The following is a 20,120-nucleotide window of genomic DNA, read 5'->3' on the forward strand; positions in this document are numbered from 1 at the left end:
GGCCCGCCGTGATAGCAGTTTTCCACTGTGGGATATACAGTATATTTAACATCGACCGGGACGGACCGGCCCACATGGTAACGGTCCCCGATAGCAGCCTCCCGATGAGCGGTCGGACTGACAGACGGCACCCGTCAGGGGTGACCGCGTGATGCGGTACGGCGCGGCCGTCCTCGCCTGTCTGGTCGTCGTCGGTTCGCTCCCGGTCTCGGTCGCCGGTGCCAGCGTCAACGCGTCGATTTCGAACGTCGAGGTGACCCCGTCCTCGCCCGCACCGGGCGAGACCGTCACGTTCGACACGACGGTGCGAAACCTCGAAAACAGCGACGCCCCGCTCGAAATCAACGACATCGCCGTCCGCAGGGCGGGCGGGCGAGGCATCACGGAGTACGACCGCGTCTCGAACCTGGGCTCGATTTCCCCCGGGAGCACGCTGGAGGTTCCCCTGACCGCGTCCTTCGACTCGGCGGGGAGCAAGGACCTCCGGGTCATCGTCTACGGCCGCGACCGCGGCACCGGCGAGAACGTCGAACTCAGATACCCGGTGAAGCTGAACGTCCAGGAGCGCCACCCGCAGGTGGACGTCATGGCCAACGACTCCGTCGCCGGCGTCGAATCGACCGGCGAGGTCACCGTCGCGAACGGCCTCGACACCCGGATAACCAACGTCGAGGTCGTCGTCGAGGGCGACGGCGTCGAGATGACGCGGAGCCGCACGGTCGAGTCCAGCGTCGCAGAGGACGAGTCGGCGACCGCTCCCTTCCGGTTTCGCCCCTCCTCGGCCGGCCAGCACACGCTGACCGCGACGGTCAGCTACACGATAGCCGGCGACATCTCCCGGACCACGACACGGACGATAGTCATCGAGTCGGACCCGCTGCGAAACAGCGTGGAACTGGACACGACCGCGGTCGGCAGCGGCACCGACCGCGGACTGCGCGTCGCGGTCTCGAACGGGGCTAACGCGCCGATAACGGACGTCATCGTGAGCGCCGCTTCGGAGAACGCGTCGTTCCAGCGCGTGCTGCTGGAAACCGTCCCGGCCAGCACGACCCGCCAGGTGCGGCTGAACGCCACGATGGACGAGCCGCGTGCGGACGTCACCGTCACCGCCGACTACGAACTCGGCACCGAGACCGAGCAGACGACCGCCGAGACGACGCTCCGGTCCGTCCCGGGTACCATCGACCTCACCGGCCTGGACGTGCTCCGGCAGGGGGGCCGGCTCCAGATATCCGGGAGCGCGAGCAACACCGGGTCGACGGACGCCGACAGCGTCCTCGTCAGCGTCGTCGACACCGAGAGCGTCACGCCGGCGACGCCCAACCGCGACTACTTCGTCGGCACGGTCCCGGCCAGCGACTTCGTCTCCTTCGACGTGTACGCCCGCACCGAGGGGAACGTCTCGTCGGTCCCGCTGGAAGTGACGTACCTCGTCGACGACACGCGGAAGCGACAGACCTTCGACGTTGATATCGACGGGCTGGGCGGTGTGACACAGCAGCAGAGCCAGGACGCGGACGGCGGGGGCGGGAGCCAGAACAGCATGCTCCCGGTGTTCGTCGCCGGCGGGCTGGCGCTGCTGGTCGTCGTCGCCGTCCTCGTGCGTCGCTACCGCCGCGGTGACGACGACATCGAGGTATGACGGTCATCGACGCAGAGGGGCTGGTCAAACGGTACCGCACCGGCGGCCAGACCCTGTACGCGCTGGCGGGTATCGACTTCGCGCTCGAAGCCGGCGAGTTCGTCTCGATTATGGGGCCCAGCGGCAGCGGCAAGACCACCCTGCTGAACATCCTCGGGCTCCTGGACACGCCGACGGAGGGGACGGTCCTGCTAGAGGGCCAGGACGTGACCGGCCTGGGTGACCGCAAGCGAACGTCGCTTCGCAAGCGCACTATCGGGTTCGTCTTCCAGCACTTCTATCTCCTGCCGACGCTGACGGCCGTCGAGAACGTCGAGGTGCCCCTGCTGTTGGACCGCGACCCCGAGGTCACGACCCGCGCCAGGTCGCTCCTGGAGCGGCTCGGGCTCGGCGACCGGCTGGGCCACCGCCCGGACGAACTCTCGGGCGGCCAGAAACAGCGGGTCGCCATCGCGCGCTCGCTCATCAACAGCCCGAAGGTCGTCCTCGCCGACGAGCCGACGGGCAACCTAGACAGCGAGACGGGACGACAGATACTCGACGAGTTCCGCCGTATCGCCGACGAGGACGACGTGGCAATCGTCGCGGTCACCCACGACGACCTGGTCAACGAGTACGTCGACCGGACCGTTCACCTGGTCGACGGGACCATCGGGAGGGAGCGGAAGAATGGCGGGTAGGTTCTTCCCGGCCGCGCTGATGGCGCGGCGCAACCTCACGCGGACGAAGATGCGGTCGCTGCTGGCGTCGCTTGGCATCGTCATCGGCGTCGTCGCCATCGCCTCCCTCGGGATGTTCGGCGTCGCCCTCCAGTACTCCTTTACCCAGAACCTCGGCGACATCGGCAACCAGATAACGGTCTCACCGAACGCCGCCGAGAACGTCACCGAACTCACCGAGCGCGACGTGCGCGACATCCGCCGGGTCGCGAGCCCCACGGCGACCGTTGCGCCAGTCAAGCAGCGCGTCGAGCCGGTCTCGTTCGACAGACGGACGACGGGGAGACAGGTGATATACGGCGTCGAGAACCCAGCGGAACTCTACGAGGAAAGCGAGGGCCGTGTCACCGAGCCGTTCCGAACCGGCGCGCTGGTTGGGGCCAACGTCGCCGAGGAGCACGACCTCCATCCGGGGAGCACGATTACGGTCAACGAGAGCACTGTCCGCGTCAGGGCTGTCCTCGCTGAGGGCGACGCCTTCTCCACGCTCAACCCGGACAACCGAATCTTCCTGCCGGCGAGTTCCTTCCAGGAGCGGGGATACTCGCAGGTGTACGTCGTCGAGTCCACCGGCTCGCGAGCCAACGAGACGGCGATGGCTATCCGGAACTCGCTCAACGACCGACGGGAGCGCGTCAACGTTATGGAACTGGGCTCGCTCGTCGACACAATCGAACAGCAGTTCCAGATAATAAACACCGTCCTCGCCGGCATCGCGTCGATATCGCTGCTTGTCGCCGGCATCTCGATTCTCAACGTCATGCTGATGTCAACAGTCGAACGCCGCGAGGAAATCGGCGTCCTGCGGGCCGTCGGCTACCAGAAACGGGACGTCCTCAAAGTGATGCTGATGGAGGCGACGCTGCTCGGCGTCCTCGGGGGCGTCGCCGGGGTCGTCCTCAGTCTCGGCGCTGGTCTGGCGATAAACCACTACACCGTCGGTGACGCGATGGCCGTCTTCAGGCTACCGAACGCTTGGTACGTCGGCGCGGCGTTCACCTTCGGCGTGCTGACGAGCATCGTCAGCGGCCTGTACCCGGCCTGGAAAGCGGCGAGCGAGGAACCGGTCGACGCGCTGCGCGGTTAAATCGTCGGCTCGACGCCCGGCTCCAGCAGCGGGTCGGTCCGGTCGACCGACAGCGAGTCGAACTGCGCGAGCCAGTTCTCGTCGCCGCGTTCGAACGCTTCCAGCGCGTCACCGACGGTGTAGGTCCGCTCGGCGTCCGAGCACGGGAACACGCCCTCCAGCTCGTCGCCGTCGTAAATCGCCAGCGAGACGACCGGGAACACGACGACGTCGTCGACGCGGTCCATCCCGACGTAGCTCCGGGTCCGGCGCTCGAAGGCCGGTTCGAGCGAATGGCCGTTGCGGTCCGCCCAGTCCGCGAACTCCTCGTAGGTCTGGATGGCCTCGGATCGCTTGTCCTCGGCCATCGTCCGGATGCGCTGCCACTCGCCGGCGACCATCGACTCGCTGAACACGCCGTTCGCTTCCAGTCGCTTGACCCGATTGAGGACCTGTTGCTGCGCGTCGAACGTCCCGTAGGTATCCCCGCGAAGATACAGTTCCGCCCGGAGGTGTATGTCCCCTGTCATAGCTTTCTCGTCGCTAGCTTCACCGGAAACCCTCAAAACTCTTTCCCAGATAGACGTGCTACCACACCACTCGAATGGTGAAACAGAAATCAGTGGGAAGAGTGTCTCTCTATTCATAATATGGGGAATACACATGAATTCAGATTCCCCTTATATCCTTAGTATGGCGACAGATGTTTTCCTCTCGGGTCGATTCAACATTCGATGTCTGTCGAACAAACTTGGCGAGCGTTCTATTCAGTTTAGCAGCGGCGTTCGGTGAATCATAAGAAACCGAATACTTGATTGGTCGAGGGTATCGTCGCTCGAACGCCCCGGAGCGAGCTGTTTCCGGAGTCGCCGTCGGAAGTTCTGTCGGTCCCCGTTGGATAGCGTCCTCGGCGTGGTCGCCACAGTCGCCTGCGAGACTCACCGATTCGGGGCCACCGCGCCCGAGAATATTCGATAGCTGCCGAAAACACAGCGCACGCGCGTCGAAAAACAGGCGACCGGACCCGATTCAGCCGTCCGCTGCCCGGACGCTTGACGGGTCGCGGCTGAAGTCGCTCACCGGGTCAATCGTCCGCTGCCCGGACGCTCGACAGGTCGCGGCTGAAGTCGCTCACCGATTCAATCGTCCGCGCTCGCTTCCGCTCCGCTCGCAACGACGTCGATTTCGCCGGCGTCCAGTTCTTCCTCGATTTCGCGGGCGGCCTGCACCATGTTCTCCATCTTGCCGTAGGCGACCTCGCGGGGCAGGAGCTTCACGCCACAGTCCGGGGAGACGGTGAGTCGCTCCGGCGGGACGACCTCCAGGCCTTTCTTGATGTTCTCCTTGATTTCCTCGACGGGTTCGACCTCGGCGACGTGGGCGTCGACGACGCCCATCGCGAAGTCCTTCGTGAATTCGTGCTCTTTGAACACGTCGAGCTGGTCGTAGTCGCCGTTGGCGAGTTCGAGGTCGTACTCGTGGACCGGGTAGTCCAGAATCTCGGGGTAGATACGCGAGTAGTCGCCGTAACAGACGTGCAGGCCGAGGCGCACGTCGTCGGGAATCTCGTCGACGATGCGCTCAAGACACTCGCCGACGATGGCGTGGTCGTCCGGCGTCGTGGCCAGCGCTGGCTCGTCTATCTGGATGTAGCGCGCGCCGGCATCGACCAGCGCCTCTATCTCCTCGTTGACGAGTTCGGCCAGCTCGTAGGCCAGTTGCTCCTCGCTGTCGTACACTTCGTTGAACGACCAGTTGGCGAGCGTGTACGGCCCCGTAATCGGCACCTTGACCGGACGCTCGGCCACTTCGTCGGTGAACTCGAACTCCTCGACGAGCCACTGCTCGCCGTACTCGACCTCGTCGGCGACCGAGGGCTTGTCGAAGTAGTTGTGTCCCCACACCTTCACGCGGCCGTTGAACTCGTAGCCGTCGATGCGGTGGGCGAAGTACTCGACCATCTCGTTGCGGCGCATCTCGCCGTCACAGATGACGTCCAGCCCCGCCCGCTCGTGTTCGTGGGTGATGAGCCGCGAGGCGTCGTCTTTCGATTCTTCCCACTCGTCCGCGCCGAAGTCGGCGTCCTCGTCCTCGAACAGTTCGCGGGCACGGTCGTGCCACTTGGGCTTGGGGTAGGAGCCGACGACGGTCGTCAGCAGGAAGTGGTCGTTCGGGTGGTCCGCCGGTTTGAACTGGTCTCGTGGTCCTGTCATCGGTTATGCCTCCGCCGCCTCCAGGTCGGCGGCGTTTGCGAGTGCTCTGAGCTTGTCTTCGAACTTGTTCACCGGGAGGTAGAACGTCTCCGTGTTGGCCGTCGCGTAGACGGTGTCGTAGGCGGTGTTGGTCTGCTGTTCGAACCAGTCGATGCGGTCGCGGATGGTCTCGGGGGACTCGACGAGCGTGTTCTGCCCGTCGACGACGCCCAGCGCCACGTCGCCCTTGGTGCCGTACTCCTGGACGTTGTAGACCGTCTGGTCGTGGCTCGACACCAGGTCGAAGCCGATGGCATCCACGTCGGCGTCCATCAGGTGCGCGTAGGCCTTCTCCTCGATTGCGCCCCAGTAGGTGTGGGCGACGACTTCGGCGTCGGCGGCCGAGGCGACGGCGTCGATGGCCGCGGCGGCGCGCTCGTCCTCGCCGTCCTTGGGCGCGTTCTCGACGAGTGACGGTTCGAGCAGGAATAGCGTCTCGACGTCGGGGAACGACTTGACTTCCTCGACGAGGAAGTCGGCGACCGCGTCGAGGAACTCGGCGTCGTCGCCGTAGTGCTCGTCAGTGGCGAGGTCAGCGAGCGAGTACGGTCCGGGGAGGACCGCCTGCAGTCCCGAGTCGACGAAGTCGGCGGCCGCACCGAGGTCTGCGGCCACGTCGCCGCCGTCGGCGGAGAGGTCGCCCTGCACGACCGGCTCCCGATAGAAGTTGTTGTTGTCGTAGTAGCGGACGATGCCTTTCGTCTCCACGCTGTCGTGGACGGCCAGCGGGTGCGCGAGCATGTCGTCCCAGCGGAGTTGCCCCTCGACCACGCGGTCGAGTCCGGCGTCCTGCTGGACGCCGATGACTTCCTCGCGGGCCTCGTCGTAGGCCGCGACGACCTCGCCGGACTCGTCGCCCGAGATGAGGTCTGTCTTCTGATGGCCCTTCAGATCTGCCAGGTCGTCCTTGGCCCAGTCCGGGAGCGGAAAGAGCCCAGGTGTCGTGGCGATTACCTGTGTCATTGCCCTGGAGTATGAAATGACGGGCTTTAATATTTCCTATTCAATTTAATGCTCTACAGTAATCGTTCGGGGTAGAACCGCAGGACGACGAGCGCTTCGTACGGGTGTTTCTCACTCGCTATGCGTTCGCTTGCCAGGCCGTGGTCGCTCGCGTACGCCCGCACCGCGTCCGGATCCGTGAGACTGCTGACGAGCACGAGCGCCTCGCCGCCCGGGGCCAGCACGCGCTCGACGGTTTCGAGGAACGGGTCGACCAGCCGGCGGCCGTCCTCGCCGCCCGAGAGCGCGTGTTCCATCCAGTCGTCCCACTCCTGGCCGGGTGGCGTCGGCAGATACGGGGGATTGAACGCCACGAGGTCGAAGGCGTCCGTCCGGAACGGTTCCACGAGGTTGCCGCGGACGACCGTGACGCCGTTGTCGGCGGCCTCCCGACACGCGAGCGGGCTCACGTCGACCCCGACCGCCCGCGCGCCAGCCTCGGCGAGCGTCGCGGCGACGTAACCGGAGCCCGTCCCCACGTCGAGGACGGTGTCGCCCGCGTCGACCCGCCCACGGGCCGTCCGGGCCAGCAGGTCGGAGTCCTCCGCGGGCTGGTACACCGATTCCACGCCGCGCTGGTCGGCCAGCGAGGGGCGGTCGCCGGAGTCGCCGTCCGCGTCGTCCATCTCAGACCTCCGGCTCGCCGACCTCGTAGGCGAGCGTCGCCAGCGTGGCGAAATCGGCGGGCGTGAGCTTCCCGGCGCGGGCGCGCAGCAGGTCCTCGTCGGCGGCCTCGACCACCGCGTCGGGGTCGCCCAGCCCGGAGATGTGGGCCGTGTTGCGGACGGCGTTGCGCATCGTCTTCCGGCGCTGGGTGAACACCGCCTTCAGGAAGTCCATGAAGAAGTCGTCGCTCGGGACGGTGTAGTCGGGTTCTCGCGGCGTCGTCCGGACGAGCGCGCTGGTGACGCGAGGCTGGGGGTCGAACGCCTCCGGCGGGACCGTCTCGACGACTTCCACGTCAGCGTAGTGGCCCGCTGTCACCGAGAGCCGCCCGTAGTCGTCTGTTCCCGGGTCGGCGGCCATCCGCTCGGCGAACTCCCGCTGGAACATCAACAGGAGCGGCCGCCCCTCGGGTAGCAGTCGGAAGGCGATTTCCGAGGACGCGCCGTAGGGCAGATTCGAGATGCTGGCGGTGAACTCGGGGAGGTCGACGTCGAGCGCGTCGCCCTCGACGACGGTGAGCCGGTCCGCGGCTCTCTCGTCGGCGAACTCCTCGCGGAGGTGGGCCGCGAACTCCGGGTCGCGTTCGATTGCGGTCACGCGCTCGGCCGCCGCGAGCAGGCGGTCCGTCAGCGCGCCCGGGCCAGCACCAATCTCTAGAACGTGCGAGAGGTCGACGCCGGCGTCCGTTGCGTACCCCGGAATCCGGTCGAGTACCCGGTCGTCGACGAGAAAGTGCTGGTCCTGCCGGGTGTCGGCCCGCTTGCCGGCCCGGCGGACGAGCGCGTCGGGGTCCCGACTCCCAGTCTTGGTCGTGGTCATTGGCGAGCCGTAGCGGGTCGCGGTAGAAAAGGGTCGCCCTCTACTTCCGTCGGGGTTCGCCGCCGTGCCTGTCACGCGGACGGCCGACTTACGAAGACTGCTCTTCGCGGCGGACGAACAGCCGGTACTTCAGGTCGTCGTCCTGTAGCTCTTCGAGTATCCGCTCGACGAGGGTCTCCTTGGGGCTGTGGAGGCCGCTGACCCGCTCTTCGAGGTCCTCGAAGCTCTCGAAGGGCTTTCGCTTTCGCTCGTCGAGAATCGTGTTCCGGAGCTTCTTCCCGATGCCCGGCAGGAGGTTCAGCTGGTGGAGCCGCAGCGTGATGGGCTGTGCGTCGTTGTAGAAGTCCACGAAGCGCTGCTCGTTGGCCTCGACGATTTCCTCGACGGCGTAGTCGAGTTCGGAGCGGGCACCGCTGGGGATGTCCTCGAACGCGACTTCCGACACGCGGCCGAACTCCGTCAGGTCGACGCGGTCGCCGAACGCGATGTCGGCGTCCTTGTCGTCGAGCCGGAGCTCGTAGATGTAGAAGTCCTCGACGTCGAGCGCGTACGCGAGCGGCTCCTTCTGGTGCTGTGGCCGGTCGTCCCCGGGCCGTCCGTGCGGGAGGACATCGAGGACAGCCGCCATCATAGTGTCGCCGCCGCTCTCCGATTCAGTCATGTCAGGCAGTACGAGCAGAGCACACTTAATGCCGGTGGATGCCCCGAACCGCGCCACGGGACGCCGCTGGCCCACTCAGTATCGCCCTCGGGACGGCGAGCCCACGCGCGGCGGTGGTCGTGGGGACAGAGAAAACCAGAAACGGCCGGACTGCCGAGCTACGCGTACTGCTTGACGATGTTGAGAATATCGTCGAGTTCGTCGCCGCTGAGCGTGTACCGCTCCTGGGCGAACACGGCGCGGAGCTCGTCGCGGTCCAGCGGCCGCAGGTTCGCAATCTTGTACGCCGTCGGCGTGTCGACCTTTTCGAGCTGTTCGAGGTCTTCGACCAGCTGGAGCGACTCCTCGGGGTCGAGGACGGCGAAGCGGTTGACGTGCTCGATGGCCCGCTTGAGCTCGTAGCGCATCTCGCGCTCCTCCTCGGCCGCCCGCTCCATTTCGAGGTCTTCGAGTATCTCCTTGGTCTCCGCGACCGTCAGGAACTCCTCACTGATTTTCTCTTTGAATATCGTCATTCTTGCCGGCGCAGGTGCGCAGCGGTGACGATGATGGTCTTCGCCTTGCCACCGTCGACGATGTCGACCTTGTAGGCGTCACCCTGCTTGCCCTCGACGGTTCCGGTCTGGCCGTCGAATCGCGGATGGAAGCGCCCGTTGGGCACGGACGGGTCGATTTTGAGGTGGACTTTCTCGCCGGCCTCGAACTCCTCGACGGCGCGCTGTGGCGGCGAGGTGCCGCGGTCGCGGGGCTTGTTCTTGAGCTTGTCTCGTGTTCCTTCGAGAGGTCCGTTTGAACTAGGCATTCTTGCTCCCCGATAATCCGGTCGCCCTAATAAAACGTGCGTTCCGCGGCCGTCGCTGGTCGCGCTCGCGCAGTCGCTACCCGCGTGGAAAACTACGGCGACGTGCCGATTACAGGCGGCCGGTGCTCTCGACGGAGACCGACTCGACGTCGTCGACGTTCGCGAAGGCCTCTTCGACGGCTTCCGTCCCGCCGGTGTCGTCGGGGACGATGACCGTCGGCGTCAGCGCGACGAGGCCGAAGGCGACGTCCTCGCGCTCGAACCCGTTAATCTTCGTTCCTTCCGGAAGCACGCCCTCGAGACGCTCCTGCAGGTCGTCGAGGTCGACTTCGGGGCTCTCCGGCATGACCTTGATTTTGGCTGCTACTTTCCCCATCGTTATGGCCCCATGAAGCCGCAGTCCGGGCACTTGTAGAGGTTGCTCTGCTTCCGGCAGGTGGCACAGCGGTAAATCTGCTGGCCACAGTCCGGGCACTTGAACGCGGCGGCGTTCGTGCCGGCGATGTTGATGCCACACGAGACGCACTTGCGCGCCTGTTTCTGTTGGCTCTCGCTCATACCACTCCGTATCCGACCGCGGCTTTTAACGATTGCCAAACGCGACCGCCAGCGCGAGGGACTCTCACACCCTAGTTCCCCGGCAGGATGTCCCCGAGGGCGGCGCCGATGGCCATCGGGACGAACGCCACAGCACAGATACAGGCCGACCGGTAGACGACCATGGGGTCGGTCGACCACTCGACCAGTCCCCAGCCGGTCAACAGCGCGACGGAGACGACGAGCGCCGTCCCCGTGACGCCGACCAGCCGCCGCGGCACGAGTCCCAGTATCCGGTTTGCGACCCGCACGTCCTGGAAGTCGGCGACGTACAGAATCGCGATGACCAGGCCGACGGCGATGACGAGCGTCGCGGCGAGATACAGCGGGTGCTGGGCGATGTGCAGGCCGGCGTCGACGGTTCCGCCCTCGACGGCCATCGGAATCCCGAACAGCAGCGAGCCGAGCAGCGCCTCCGCGAGGTCGGACCGGCCAAAGCCCCAGACGATGCGGCCGAAGGTCGCCGGTTCGTGGTCCTGTGACTCCGCGGCCGCGCGCATCGCGTCCCGGACCTGCCGGCGCTCGTCCTCGGAGTCGACGAGCTGCTCTAGCTCCTGGAGTTCGTCGAACAGCGTCGCGAACTCGCCGTCCCCGTCCAGGTCGGTCGGTGGGTCGTCCTTATCGCTCATTTGAACTCGGGCTCGCTGTCCCGCGTCGGGACGCTCGGGTCCGGGTCGGCCCCGGTCGTCGGCGTCACGTCCTCCCAGACGTAGAACCCCTCGCCGGCGACCGCGCCGCGCTGTCCGTTTTCGACCTTCCGTCGGAGCAACGGGGGCGGTTCGAACCGCTCGTCGAGCCGCTCGGCGAGGTCTTCCAGGGCCGTCAGCACCGTTTCGAGCCCGTGCCTGTCCGCCCGGACCAGCGGGCCGTCGCGGTCCGAGGTCCCGCGCTCGAACGCCCGGTCGATGTCACGGACCCCGGCGACGCCGTCCTCGACCATCCGCACGGCCTCGGCGATGGTGGCGAGTTCGAGGCGGAGCGCGGCAAAGCCCGGCGTGTCCCGGACGACGACCGGCGTCGCATCCAGCCCCTCGGCGAACGCGGTCGTCCGGTCGCGGGTCGCCGCCGTCGTCTGCTCGGCGACGACGACCTCGACGATGTCGCCGTCCGGCGGGTCGACGATATTGAGACCGACCGCTCGGTCCGGGCTTCGCAGGCCGGCCGCGACGGCGGTCACCGACAGCGACGTGTCGCTGACGGCGACGAGCGCCTCCTCGCCGACCATCGTCTCCGTCTCGGCGACCACCGCGCGGTGGCTGTCCGTGTCGCCGTCCGTCGCGTCGATGACGACTTCGGCACCGTTGACCGCGCTTTCGAGTCCGGTGGTCCCGTCGATACCCGCCGCGATGTCCCCGCCCAGCGCGCGGCGAATCTCGTCGACCCGGTCCATCACGTCCGACGCGTCCGTCCCTCGGAGACGAACCGCGTGGCCCGCGCGGACACATCGCTGTGCGGTATCACGTGCCCGCTGTCCGGTCCCGAGTACGGCCACAATCATGACTGAATCACTGTACGCTCCGGGTTAAGCCTTTACGCCACGATACGTGCCGCCACTTCGCTACCGCGTGCCGACCGGGTCGGGAGGACCGGCAGTACGTTTTTCTCGGCACCAGTCGTAGCACCGGGCATGGACATCGGTGTACTGACAGTTCCGCTCGGCGGACAGTCGCTCGACGAGGCACTGGCGTATCTCAACGACCTAGGTGTCGATGCGGTCGAACTGGCGTGTGGCGGCTTCCCCGGTGACGCCCACCTCGACCGACAGGCGTACCTCGACGACGAGGAGAAACAGGCTGAACTGGAGGCACTGCTCGACGACTACGACCTCCGCGTGAGCGCGCTGGCGACCCACAACAACCCGCTACACCCCGACGACGACCGCGCCGCCGAGGCCGACCGGGAGCTCCGGGAGGCGATTCGGCTGGCCGACCAGCTCGACGTGAACACCGTCACGGGCTTTTCGGGCCTGCCAGCGGGCGGCCCCGACGACGAGGTGCCGAACTGGATTACCGCCCCCTGGCCGACCGAACACGCCGACGCCCACGAGTACCAGTGGCGCGTCGCCGACGAGTACTGGTCGGACCTTGCGGCCCACGCGGGCGCACACGACGTGGACGTGGCCATCGAGATGCACCCCAACATGCTCGTCTACGAACCCCGCGGCCTGCTAGAGCTTCGCCGGCGGACGAACGACCGCATCGGCGCGAACTTCGACCCGTCGCACCTCTACTGGCAGGGCATCGACGTGACCGAGGCCATCCGCTTGCTCGGCGAGGAAGACGCCATCCACCACTTCCACGCCAAGGACACGAAGGTCTACGAGTCGGAGGCCCGCGAGAAGGGCGTCCTCGACACCGCGCCATACACGGACGAGCCGAACCGGTCGTGGTTGTTCCGCTCTATCGGCTACGGCCACGACGAGTCCCACTGGAAGGACGTGGTCTCGACCCTGCGGATGGTCGGCTACGACGGCGCGCTCTCCATCGAACACGAGGACTCGCTGACCAGCGCCCGCGAGGGCCTGGAGAAGGCCGTCGACGTGCTCGACCGGGCCGTCTTCGAGACCCAGCCCGGCGACGCCTACTGGGCCGAGTAGCCGGTACGACCACCAGCGCGCCCGTTCCGGGCACTCACGCTTATATACCGTCTGTGAGACACTACGAGTGGACGACCGTATCCAGTGACACCCGATGGACATCGAACTCACACACAAGCCCTCGTACACGCACGTCCGCGTCGGCCTCGACGGTGGCGAATCGATACTCGCGGAACCCGGCGCGATGGTCAGCCACTCCCCGACCGTCGAAATCGAGACGACGACCAGCCGTGACGGCCTCCTCAGCTCCGCCAAGTCGATGCTCGGCGGCGAGTCCCTGCTCGCAAACGAGTTCACCGCCCAGGGCGGTCCCGGCATCGTCACCCTCGCGCCGCCGACGCCCGGTGACGTCCACCACCACGAACTCGCCGGCGAGACGCTGTACGCCGTCGACGGGGCCTTCCTCGCGGCCGACCCAGCAATCGATATCGACTCGGAGTTCGGCGGCATCCAGTCGCTGCTGGCCGGCGCGAGCATCACGCCGCTGGCGCTAAAAGGGACCGGAAACGTCCTCATCGAGGCCTTCGGCGGGCTGGAGACCGTCGAACTCGACGCCGGCGAGTCCTACACCATCGACAACGACCACGTCGTCGCCTGGGAGGAGTCGGTCGACTTCGACGCCCACCGCGTCGGCGGCCTGAAATCGACGCTGCTCAGCGGTGAGGGCCTCGTGATGGACTTCACCGGGCCGGGAACGGTCTGGTACCAGACCCGCGGGCTCGACTCGTTCACCTCGGCCATCGCCGACGCGCTGCCCGGCACGGGCGACAACGACGGCGACGCGTCCGGGCTGGACGATTTCATCTGAAAAGCCGGCGACGCGGCCGCCGAAAAGAGCCCTAATCAGGACAGCGCCTGCGTGATGTCCGTCGAGGACACCATGCCGACGTAGTCCTGGTGTTCGTCGATGACCGGGAGGTGCTTGATGTCGTAGGTCGTCATCATGGCGGCGGCCTCGCCCAGTTCCAGCGAGGTCGTCACCCGCTCGACCGGCGAGGTCATCACGTCGCCGACGGTCGCCGTCGAGAGGTCCTTCCCGGCCGCGACGGCGTCGACGATGTCGGTGGTCGTGATGATGCCCGCTTGCGCTCCCGGGACGAAGATGCCGTTGATGTTCTGGGCCTGCATCTGCGTCGCGGCCGCCTTGACGGTCTCGTCGGCGGAAATCGTCTCCAAAGGCGTCGACATGATGTCCTCGATGCGGACAGTCGTTTCAGTGGCCATGCAGGGTCAACGCGCGCATCCGGTTTTGTCTTTTCCCTCGCGGCGGCCCGCTGCCCTGCCGTCACCCTGAGCGTTATTTCGCCCCCGGGTGAACACCCGTATATGACACTGGATATCGGCATGCTCGGCTACCACTTCACGGCCACCTTTTTCCCGCTCGGCTGGCCGCAGGCCACCGCTCGCGGCAAAAACGTGGGCGAAAAAGGTCGCTCACTCACTGCGCTCGTTCGCGGTAGTGAGGTGACAGCATGACACTGGATATCGGCATGCTCGGCTACAAATTCATGGGCAAGGCCCACGCGAACGCGCTGGACCGCCTGCCCATGTTCTTCCCCGAAGCGCCAGCCGTCAACAAGGACGTGCTCGTCGGCCGCGACGAGGCGGCGCTGGCCGACGCGGCCGACCGACTCGGCTTCGACCGGACGGCGACCGACTGGGAGGACGTCGTCGACGAGGTGGACGTGTTCTACAACCTCGGCCCGAACCACGTCCACGCCGAACCGTCCATCGCGGCGCTGGAGGCCGGGACGCCGACGTTCTGTGAGAAGCCGCTCGCGCCCACGCTCGATACGGCCGAGGCGATGGCCGAGACGGCCGCCGACGCTGACGTGCCCGCGGGCGCGGCGTTCAACTACCGGTTCGTCCCGGCCATACAGTACGCGAAGGGACTCGTCGACGACGGCGAACTCGGCGAGATTCACCACTTCCGCGGGCAGTACCTCCAAGACTGGCTGGTCGACCCCGACGCGCCGTGGTCCTGGCGCAACGACGAGGAGATGGCCGGCAGCGGGGCGCTCGGCGACCTCGGCTCCCATACGGTCGACCTGGCCCGGTTCCTGGTGGGCGACGCCGCCGGCGAGATAACGGACGTGAGCGGTCACCTCCGGACGTTCACTGAGGAACGCCCCGTTGAGGGCAGCGACGAGACGCGCCCGGTGACCGTCGACGACGCCTACAGCGCCCAGATTGCTTTCGAGAACGGCGCGATGGGAACGCTCGAAGCGTCCCGCGTCGCCAACGGTCACAAGAACGCCCACACCATCGAAATCGAGGGGTCGAAGGGCGCACTCAAGTTCGACCTCGAACGGCTGAACGAGCTGCAGGTACTCACCGAAGGCGACCGCGGCTTCCAGCAGGTGCTGGTCACCGACGCCGACGACCCGTACGTCGACCACTGGTGGCCCCCCGGCCACGTCATCGGCTGGGAGCACACGTTCGTCCACGAGAACTACGAGTTCCTCACGGCCGTCGCCGAGGGCGGGACGCAGGAGCCGTCCTTCGCCGATGGCCTCGCGGCACAGCGCGTCCTCGACGCCGTCGAGCGTAGCGACGCCCGCGGCGAGTGGGTCAGCCCGTAGAGCCGAACCGAAACCCCCTTTCGGCGGCCACTGGTAGACTCTGGCATGCTCTCTATCGCGCTGGCCGGCAAACCGAACGCCGGCAAGTCTACCTTCTACAAGGCGGCGACGATGGCCGACGTGGACGTGGGGAACTATCCGTTCACGACCATCGACGCCAACCGCGGGGTCAGCCACGTCCGCACGGACTGTCCGTGCCTCGACCGGGACGAGCGCTGTGGCGACGACAACTGCCGGGACGGCAAGCGGTACGTCCCGGTGGAACTCATCGACGTGGCCGGCCTCGTGCCCGGGGCCCACGAGGGCCGGGGCCTCGGGAACCAGTTCCTCGACGAGCTATCGACCGCCGACGTGATTCTCAACGTCGTCGACGCCTCCGGCGGGACCGACGCCGAGGGCGAACCCGTCGAAGTCGGCGACCACGACCCCGTCGAGGACGTCCACTTCGTCGAGGAGGAGATGGACCTGTGGCTCGCCAGCATCGTCGAGCGCAACTGGGAGTCCATCGAACGGCAGTCCCGCTCGCCGGATTTCAAGCTCGACGAGGCGCTCGTGGACATGCTGGCCGGCGTCGGGGCCTCCGAACTCGACGTGGCGCGGACGCTGCGGGACCTGGAGTACCCCGAGGACCCCATCGCCTGGACCGACGAGCACCGCGAGGCGCTGGCGACGGAGATACGCCGGCGGACGAAACCGCTCGTCGTCGTCGCGAACAAGGCCGACATCGCTCCCGAGGGGAACATCGAGGCCCTGCAGGACGCCGCCGACGTGGTCGTCCCCGCGACGGCCGACGGCGAACTCGCCCTTCGCAACGCCGCGCAGGCGGGAGTCATCGACTACGACCCGGGCGACCCGGACTTCGACATCGTCGGCGACGTGAGCGACCAGCAACGGGAGGGCCTGAACCGCATCCGCGGCGTCATGGACGAGTGGGGCGGTACCGGCGTCCAGGGCGCGCTCGACACCGCCGTCTACGACCTGCTCGACCACCTGACGGCCTATCCCGTCCAGAACGAGACCCACTGGACCGACGGCCAGGGGAACGTCCTCCCCGACGCGTTCCTGCTGCGCCGGGGCGCGACGCCCAAGGACCTCGCCTACGCCGTCCACTCGGACATCGGCGACGGCTACATCCACGCCGTCGACGCCCGGGAGAACCGGCGCATCAGCGACGAGACGGAACTGGAGGAGGGAGCGGTCGTCAAAATCATCAGCGACGCGAACTGAGGTTCCTGGCCCGCGACGACGCGCTCGCTCTCACTCCGGCAGCAGGTCCCGGAGCGTCGCCCGAATGTCCTCGCTCCCGGGGCTCTGTGGCACCTGTCCGAGCACGTCCCGGCCGAGTCGCTCCGTCGCCGCACCGACCGAGAGACTGTCCAAGAGTGCCCCGTACTTCAGCGCCAGCCGCGGCGACACGTCGAACAGCAGGTCGCGCTTCCCGATGAGCGAGTGGGTTATCGACAGGACGTCGACGGCGCGGTCGACGTACTGCGCCCTGGCGTCGTCGTCCCCGTAGTCAGCTAACGCGGCCAGCAGGAACCCCTCAAGCTCCGTCTCGCGGTCGTGGAGCGCCGGCGGGTCCGGGAGCACCGTCGTCCCGTCGGGCCGTTCCGGGAGCATGCTCCGGCGGGGTGCGTACGAGAGGACCGCGCCGGTGGTCGGCGTCGTCGCCGCGGGGAGCGGCACAGATAGCCGCTTCGACGGGTTCGTGTCGGTGAAGACGACGTGGAGGTTCGCCGGGTCGCCGTTCACGGGGTCGTCCCACCCGTCGGGGGTGTGCGTGTACCCGCGCCGGAGCGCCTCCCGCAGCGTCCGCTGAATCCGTCCGGACTCGCCCTGGAGTTCCAGGTGGAGGACGACGGGGCCGCGCCCGCTCTCGTCGACGATGGACCACAGGGCCGGAAGCGCGTCCGCGGCCCCGGCCGAGAGTTCGTAGCAGGGCGCGTCCGCCTCCGCGGCCAGCAGCCGGGCGAGCGTGCTGCCCCGCCAGCCGGTCAGGTCGGCGACGTAGAACCACGGGAGGGCGTGTATCGGGCCGACCGCGGCGTCCCCGGCCGCCGCGTCGATGGTCGCCGGCACCGCGTCGAGGTAGCTGTCGATAGCGTCCAGTTCGGACGCGAAGTAGTCGGTCGCCGCCGCGGGCAGGTCGGTCGTCCGACGACGGTGGTCGTCGACTGAATCCATACCACCCGTAGGCCCGAGCGTCGGAAAACGGTGACGAGAGACCGACGGGCAACGGGACGCGGCGCGTCTCCCCCGACCGACGAAGGGAAACCCGTTTTTTGCCCCGTCCCGAACCAGGCGTATGAACGTACGGACGATAGCCGACCTGGGTCCCGACGAGCGGGCCGCCTTCTTCGACCGCGACGCCGGCGTCGACGCCGTCAGAGACGACGTGCGCGACATCGTCTCGCAGGTCCGAGAGGAGGGCGACGTGGCGCTCCGGCGCTTCGCCGAGGAGTTCGACGGCGTGTCGGTGGGCAACGTCGACATCACGGATACCGCCGAGCGGGCGTACGAAGAAATCGACGACGACGTGCGCGCGGCCATCGAGGACGCCGCGGCGAACATCCGCGCGTTCCACGAGCGGCAGGTCCCCGAGGACTGGCGCGACGACTTCGAGGGGCGCGAACTGGGCCGGCGGTTCCACCCGCTCGACAGCGCCGGCGTGTACGCGCCCGGCGGCACGGCCGCCTACCCGTCCAGCGCGCTGATGGGCGTCATCCCGGCGAAGGTCGCCGGCGTCGAACACGTCGCCGTCGCAACCCCGCCGGCCGAGGAGGTCAACCCCGTCACCCTGGCGGCTATCCACGTCGCCGGGGCCGACGCCGTCTACCAGGTCGGCGGCGCGCAAGCCATCGCGGCGCTGGCCTACGGGACCGAGACCGTGAACGCGACGGACATCGTCGTCGGCCCCGGTAACCGCTGGGTCACGGCGGCGAAAGCCGAGGTCCGCGGCGACGTGGCTATCGACTTCCTCGCCGGCCCCTCCGAAATCATGGTCGTCGCCGACGGCGACGCAGACCCGGATCTGGTCGCGGCCGACCTCGTCGCGCAGGCCGAACACGACGAGAACGCCTCCGTCGTCGCCGTCACCGACGACGCGGCCCTCGCCGAACAGGTCGCGGCCGCCGTCGACGAGCAGGCCGACGGCCGGGAGCGCGAGGCGGTCATCCGCGGCGCGCTCGCCAACGACGCCTCCGGGGTCCTGCTCGCACGGTCGATGAGCGAGGCCGTCCTCTTCGCCGAGGAGTACGCCGCCGAGCACCTCTCGATTCAGGCTGACGACGACGAGGCCCTGCTGGAGCGAGTCCCCTCCGCGGGCTCGGCCTTCCTCGGCCCGTACAGCCCGGTCGCGGCCGGCGACTACGCGACCGGGACCAACCACGTCCTCCCGACCGGCGGCAACGCACGGCTCACCGGCGGCCTCTCCGTGGACACGTTCGTCCGGTCGACGACGGTCCAGCGCCTCTCCGAGGACGCGCTCGGCGACCTCTCGGAGACGATTACGACGCTCGCCGAAGCCGAAGGGCTGGAGGCTCACGCCGAGAGCGTCCGCAAACGGTTCGAGGAGTAGCGCGGCCCTCCCGGCGCTCCGGTGGAGTGCCCCCGACTCACCTGCCCCGTCGGCGTCACTGTTAACACGTTCGGGCGTCCACGTACGTGTATGAGCAGCACAGCGGACGACGGCGAGCCGAACCTCGGGGGCGAGGACGTGGCCGTCACCGAGCAGGCAGCTGCGGAGGCACTGGACCTCCTCGAAAGCGAAGGGATGGACGTCGAGGAGTCCGGGCTCCGCCTGTACGTCCAGCAGGGCGGCTGCGCCGGCCTCTCCTACGGGATGCGGTTCGAACACGAACCCGAAGCCGACGACGAGGTGTTCGAGCGCAACGGGCTCCGCGTGTTCGTCGACGACGCCAGCATCGACTACATCGAGGGGTCGGTACTGGACTACGAGGGCGGCCTGCAGGGGGCCGGGTTCCACGTCCAGAACCCGAACGTGGTCAGCGAATGCGGCTGTGGCGAGTCCTTCCGGACGTAGCTACTCCTCGAGTTCGAACGCCACGACGACCTCTGCCTGGTACTCGCGGCCTTCCACGCTGGCGATTTCGACGCCGAGTTCCTCCACCTCGACCCACTTGAGGTTGTCCAGCGTCGCCTCCGCCCGCTCGATGGCGTCGTCTGCGGCTTTATCGAAGCTCTCCGAACTGGTTCCGATGAGCGTGATTTTCTTGAAAACCACTCTACTGTCCCCGCGTCGCTACCGCGATTGCTGTTGATGACATCGTTACGAGTTAGCATACACCGGACAGGTAAATGAAGATTCTGGCGACGGACGACACCATTCCGGGTGACGGGCCCCACGCGGTGAACGACGCTCCCACTTCGGCGGGCCGACGACCCAAGCAGTCTCGGCGTCCGTTTCGCCGGCACGCTCCACCGGACGAGCGCCGTCCGGCACGGTGTGTGGCCTCGACGCGATGCGTTTAAGTGACTGTTAGTCGAAGCGACGCGCTTAATAACAGGGGACTCACAGGTCGATAGCGGATGTCAAACCGTGGCTCACCGCCAGATAACGCCGAACCAGAGTTTCCATATCATTTTGGAGATAGGTATGCCTGCCTGTCACTCGCCGTGGCCCGCTCCGACCTTACTACCGTGGTAACAATCGGCTACGCTCGGTAATCCGGGCGAACCGCGACACAGGGTCGT

The 20,120-nt window shown here is 67.2% G+C and carries 25 protein-coding genes; 10 read left to right on the forward strand and 15 right to left on the reverse strand.

The genetic code is table 11. The annotated features are described in order from the left end of the window. Positions 1–151 precede the first annotated feature (151 nt). Genes VI123_RS10975 through VI123_RS10985 form a run of 3 tightly spaced genes read left to right on the forward strand, consistent with a single transcriptional unit; the run spans position 152 to position 3,451 of the window. Complete coding sequence (locus VI123_RS10975; RefSeq protein ID WP_336338088.1) at positions 152–1,645, forward strand: COG1361 family protein; 1,494 nt, start codon at positions 152–154, stop codon at positions 1,643–1,645. Further along, positions 1,642–2,325: an ABC transporter ATP-binding protein gene (locus VI123_RS10980; RefSeq protein WP_336338089.1), complete on the forward strand. Its 684-nt coding sequence runs from the start codon at positions 1,642–1,644 to the stop codon at positions 2,323–2,325. Before VI123_RS10975 ends, VI123_RS10980 begins: the two co-directional genes overlap by 4 nt. After that, the gene (locus tag VI123_RS10985; protein WP_336338090.1) at positions 2,315–3,451 is read left to right on the forward strand and encodes an ABC transporter permease; all 1,137 of its coding nucleotides are present in this window, start codon (positions 2,315–2,317) and stop codon (positions 3,449–3,451) included. Before VI123_RS10980 ends, VI123_RS10985 begins: the two co-directional genes overlap by 11 nt. Here the strand turns inward: VI123_RS10985 and VI123_RS10990 are convergent. The 12 genes from VI123_RS10990 to VI123_RS11045 form a co-directional block, all read right to left on the reverse strand. Next, positions 3,448–3,960 (reverse strand): HTH domain-containing protein, encoded by a 513-nt coding sequence (locus tag VI123_RS10990; protein ID WP_336338091.1) that lies wholly within the window; start codon positions 3,958–3,960, stop codon positions 3,448–3,450. The genes VI123_RS10985 and VI123_RS10990 overlap by 4 nt on opposite strands. 609 nt (positions 3,961–4,569) lie before the next feature. Then, positions 4,570–5,643 carry a methionine synthase gene (locus VI123_RS10995; RefSeq protein WP_336338092.1) on the reverse strand — a complete coding sequence of 358 codons (1,074 nt, stop codon included), beginning with the start codon at positions 5,641–5,643 and terminating at the stop codon, positions 4,570–4,572. Positions 5,644–5,646: 3 nt separating this feature from the next. After that, on the reverse strand, positions 5,647–6,645 hold the full coding sequence (locus tag VI123_RS11000; RefSeq protein WP_336338093.1) for a 5-methyltetrahydropteroyltriglutamate--homocysteine methyltransferase: 999 nt from the start codon (positions 6,643–6,645) through the stop codon (positions 5,647–5,649). 53 nt (positions 6,646–6,698) lie between these two features. Then, on the reverse strand, positions 6,699–7,310 hold the full coding sequence (locus VI123_RS11005) for a HemK2/MTQ2 family protein methyltransferase (protein ID WP_336338094.1): 612 nt from the start codon (positions 7,308–7,310) through the stop codon (positions 6,699–6,701). 1 nt (position 7,311) lies between these two features. Then, positions 7,312–8,169, reverse strand: a complete 858-nt coding sequence (locus tag VI123_RS11010; RefSeq protein WP_336338095.1) for a 16S ribosomal RNA methyltransferase A — start codon at positions 8,167–8,169, stop codon at positions 7,312–7,314. Between the two features lie 88 nt (positions 8,170–8,257). Next, positions 8,258–8,830, reverse strand: a complete 573-nt coding sequence (locus tag VI123_RS11015) for a DUF655 domain-containing protein (RefSeq protein ID WP_336338096.1) — start codon at positions 8,828–8,830, stop codon at positions 8,258–8,260. Between the two features lie 158 nt (positions 8,831–8,988). Continuing rightward, positions 8,989–9,345 carry an RNA polymerase Rpb4 family protein gene (locus tag VI123_RS11020; protein ID WP_336338097.1) on the reverse strand — a complete coding sequence of 119 codons (357 nt, stop codon included), beginning with the start codon at positions 9,343–9,345 and terminating at the stop codon, positions 8,989–8,991. Next, positions 9,342–9,632: a 50S ribosomal protein L21e gene (locus tag VI123_RS11025; protein ID WP_336338098.1), complete on the reverse strand. Its 291-nt coding sequence runs from the start codon at positions 9,630–9,632 to the stop codon at positions 9,342–9,344. Before VI123_RS11025 ends, VI123_RS11020 begins: the two co-directional genes overlap by 4 nt. A gap of 109 nt (positions 9,633–9,741) precedes the next feature. Then, the gene (locus tag VI123_RS11030) at positions 9,742–10,008 is read right to left on the reverse strand and encodes an elongation factor 1-beta (protein WP_004593354.1); all 267 of its coding nucleotides are present in this window, start codon (positions 10,006–10,008) and stop codon (positions 9,742–9,744) included. A gap of 2 nt (positions 10,009–10,010) precedes the next feature. Continuing rightward, a complete protein-coding gene (locus VI123_RS11035) occupies positions 10,011–10,190 on the reverse strand; it encodes an HVO_2753 family zinc finger protein (protein ID WP_004516620.1) in 180 nt (59 codons plus the stop codon). 71 nt (positions 10,191–10,261) lie between these two features. Further along, on the reverse strand, positions 10,262–10,858 hold the full coding sequence (locus VI123_RS11040; RefSeq protein ID WP_336338099.1) for a DUF2391 domain-containing protein: 597 nt from the start codon (positions 10,856–10,858) through the stop codon (positions 10,262–10,264). Next, positions 10,855–11,727: a 3-hydroxyacyl-CoA dehydrogenase family protein gene (locus tag VI123_RS11045; RefSeq protein WP_336338100.1), complete on the reverse strand. Its 873-nt coding sequence runs from the start codon at positions 11,725–11,727 to the stop codon at positions 10,855–10,857. Before VI123_RS11045 ends, VI123_RS11040 begins: the two co-directional genes overlap by 4 nt. A 129-nt stretch (positions 11,728–11,856) precedes the next feature. On the opposite strand from VI123_RS11045, the gene VI123_RS11050 reads away from it, so the two are divergent. Both VI123_RS11050 and VI123_RS11055 read left to right on the forward strand, forming a co-directional pair. Continuing rightward, a complete protein-coding gene (locus VI123_RS11050) occupies positions 11,857–12,825 on the forward strand; it encodes a sugar phosphate isomerase/epimerase family protein (RefSeq protein WP_336338101.1) in 969 nt (322 codons plus the stop codon). A 94-nt stretch (positions 12,826–12,919) separates the two neighbouring features. Beyond that, positions 12,920–13,633, forward strand: a complete 714-nt coding sequence (locus VI123_RS11055) for a TIGR00266 family protein (protein ID WP_336338102.1) — start codon at positions 12,920–12,922, stop codon at positions 13,631–13,633. A gap of 35 nt (positions 13,634–13,668) precedes the next feature. Here VI123_RS11055 and VI123_RS11060 read toward each other — a convergent pair whose 3' ends face one another. After that, positions 13,669–14,049 (reverse strand): CBS domain-containing protein, encoded by a 381-nt coding sequence (locus VI123_RS11060; RefSeq protein WP_004516615.1) that lies wholly within the window; start codon positions 14,047–14,049, stop codon positions 13,669–13,671. Between the two features lie 102 nt (positions 14,050–14,151). Between VI123_RS11060 and VI123_RS11065 the strand changes: the two genes are divergently transcribed. The 3 genes from VI123_RS11065 to VI123_RS11075 are packed head-to-tail and all read left to right on the forward strand — an operon-like array spanning position 14,152 to position 16,634. After that, complete coding sequence (locus tag VI123_RS11065; protein WP_336338103.1) at positions 14,152–14,301, forward strand: hypothetical protein; 150 nt, start codon at positions 14,152–14,154, stop codon at positions 14,299–14,301. Further along, on the forward strand, positions 14,298–15,407 hold the full coding sequence (locus VI123_RS11070; protein WP_336338104.1) for a Gfo/Idh/MocA family protein: 1,110 nt from the start codon (positions 14,298–14,300) through the stop codon (positions 15,405–15,407). The genes VI123_RS11065 and VI123_RS11070 overlap by 4 nt, the downstream gene beginning before the upstream one ends. Positions 15,408–15,452: 45 nt before the next feature. Further along, positions 15,453–16,634, forward strand: a complete 1,182-nt coding sequence (locus tag VI123_RS11075) for a redox-regulated ATPase YchF (protein ID WP_336338105.1) — start codon at positions 15,453–15,455, stop codon at positions 16,632–16,634. Positions 16,635–16,664: 30 nt separating this feature from the next. On the opposite strand, the gene VI123_RS11080 is transcribed toward VI123_RS11075, so the two are convergent. Next, on the reverse strand, positions 16,665–17,591 hold the full coding sequence (locus VI123_RS11080; RefSeq protein ID WP_336338106.1) for a hypothetical protein: 927 nt from the start codon (positions 17,589–17,591) through the stop codon (positions 16,665–16,667). Between the two features lie 121 nt (positions 17,592–17,712). Between VI123_RS11080 and hisD the strand changes: the two genes are divergently transcribed. Both hisD and VI123_RS11090 read left to right on the forward strand, forming a co-directional pair. Continuing rightward, positions 17,713–18,984 carry a histidinol dehydrogenase gene (gene hisD, locus VI123_RS11085; RefSeq protein ID WP_336338107.1) on the forward strand — a complete coding sequence of 424 codons (1,272 nt, stop codon included), beginning with the start codon at positions 17,713–17,715 and terminating at the stop codon, positions 18,982–18,984. A gap of 90 nt (positions 18,985–19,074) precedes the next feature. After that, entirely contained in the window at positions 19,075–19,449 is a 375-nt protein-coding gene (locus VI123_RS11090; RefSeq protein WP_336338108.1) for a HesB/IscA family protein, read from the forward strand. Here the strand turns inward: VI123_RS11090 and VI123_RS11095 are convergent, their stop codons facing one another. After that, a complete protein-coding gene (locus VI123_RS11095; RefSeq protein ID WP_004516608.1) occupies positions 19,450–19,650 on the reverse strand; it encodes a dodecin in 201 nt (66 codons plus the stop codon). It lies immediately after the preceding gene. Positions 19,651–20,120: the final 470 nt, after the last annotated feature.

Origin of the sequence: Haloarcula sp. DT43, assembly GCF_037078405.1 — an archaeon.
Lineage (GTDB): Archaea > Halobacteriota > Halobacteria > Halobacteriales > Haloarculaceae > Haloarcula > Haloarcula brevis.

Bases quoted from the DNA above. Each gene is read 5' to 3' on its own strand.
- VI123_RS10975 (WP_336338088.1), top strand. From the start codon at position 152: ATGCGGTACGGCGCGGCCGTCCTCGCCTGTCTGGTCGTCGTCGGTTCG.
- VI123_RS10980 (WP_336338089.1), top strand. From the start codon at position 1,642: ATGACGGTCATCGACGCAGAGGGGCTGGTCAAACGGTACCGCACCGGC.
- VI123_RS10985 (WP_336338090.1), top strand. From the start codon at position 2,315: ATGGCGGGTAGGTTCTTCCCGGCCGCGCTGATGGCGCGGCGCAACCTC.
- VI123_RS10990 (WP_336338091.1), bottom strand. From the start codon at position 3,960: ATGACAGGGGACATACACCTCCGGGCGGAACTGTATCTTCGCGGGGAT.
- VI123_RS10995 (WP_336338092.1), bottom strand. From the start codon at position 5,643: ATGACAGGACCACGAGACCAGTTCAAACCGGCGGACCACCCGAACGAC.
- VI123_RS11000 (WP_336338093.1), bottom strand. From the start codon at position 6,645: ATGACACAGGTAATCGCCACGACACCTGGGCTCTTTCCGCTCCCGGAC.
- VI123_RS11005 (WP_336338094.1), bottom strand. From the start codon at position 7,310: ATGGACGACGCGGACGGCGACTCCGGCGACCGCCCCTCGCTGGCCGAC.
- VI123_RS11010 (WP_336338095.1), bottom strand. From the start codon at position 8,169: ATGACCACGACCAAGACTGGGAGTCGGGACCCCGACGCGCTCGTCCGC.
- VI123_RS11015 (WP_336338096.1), bottom strand. From the start codon at position 8,830: ATGACTGAATCGGAGAGCGGCGGCGACACTATGATGGCGGCTGTCCTC.
- VI123_RS11020 (WP_336338097.1), bottom strand. From the start codon at position 9,345: ATGACGATATTCAAAGAGAAAATCAGTGAGGAGTTCCTGACGGTCGCG.
- VI123_RS11025 (WP_336338098.1), bottom strand. From the start codon at position 9,632: ATGCCTAGTTCAAACGGACCTCTCGAAGGAACACGAGACAAGCTCAAG.
- VI123_RS11030 (WP_004593354.1), bottom strand. From the start codon at position 10,008: ATGGGGAAAGTAGCAGCCAAAATCAAGGTCATGCCGGAGAGCCCCGAA.
- VI123_RS11035 (WP_004516620.1), bottom strand. From the start codon at position 10,190: ATGAGCGAGAGCCAACAGAAACAGGCGCGCAAGTGCGTCTCGTGTGGC.
- VI123_RS11040 (WP_336338099.1), bottom strand. From the start codon at position 10,858: ATGAGCGATAAGGACGACCCACCGACCGACCTGGACGGGGACGGCGAG.
- VI123_RS11045 (WP_336338100.1), bottom strand. From the start codon at position 11,727: ATGATTGTGGCCGTACTCGGGACCGGACAGCGGGCACGTGATACCGCA.
- VI123_RS11050 (WP_336338101.1), top strand. From the start codon at position 11,857: ATGGACATCGGTGTACTGACAGTTCCGCTCGGCGGACAGTCGCTCGAC.
- VI123_RS11055 (WP_336338102.1), top strand. From the start codon at position 12,920: ATGGACATCGAACTCACACACAAGCCCTCGTACACGCACGTCCGCGTC.
- VI123_RS11060 (WP_004516615.1), bottom strand. From the start codon at position 14,049: ATGGCCACTGAAACGACTGTCCGCATCGAGGACATCATGTCGACGCCT.
- VI123_RS11065 (WP_336338103.1), top strand. From the start codon at position 14,152: ATGACACTGGATATCGGCATGCTCGGCTACCACTTCACGGCCACCTTT.
- VI123_RS11070 (WP_336338104.1), top strand. From the start codon at position 14,298: ATGACACTGGATATCGGCATGCTCGGCTACAAATTCATGGGCAAGGCC.
- VI123_RS11075 (WP_336338105.1), top strand. From the start codon at position 15,453: ATGCTCTCTATCGCGCTGGCCGGCAAACCGAACGCCGGCAAGTCTACC.
- VI123_RS11080 (WP_336338106.1), bottom strand. From the start codon at position 17,591: ATGGATTCAGTCGACGACCACCGTCGTCGGACGACCGACCTGCCCGCG.
- hisD (WP_336338107.1), top strand. From the start codon at position 17,713: ATGAACGTACGGACGATAGCCGACCTGGGTCCCGACGAGCGGGCCGCC.
- VI123_RS11090 (WP_336338108.1), top strand. From the start codon at position 19,075: ATGAGCAGCACAGCGGACGACGGCGAGCCGAACCTCGGGGGCGAGGAC.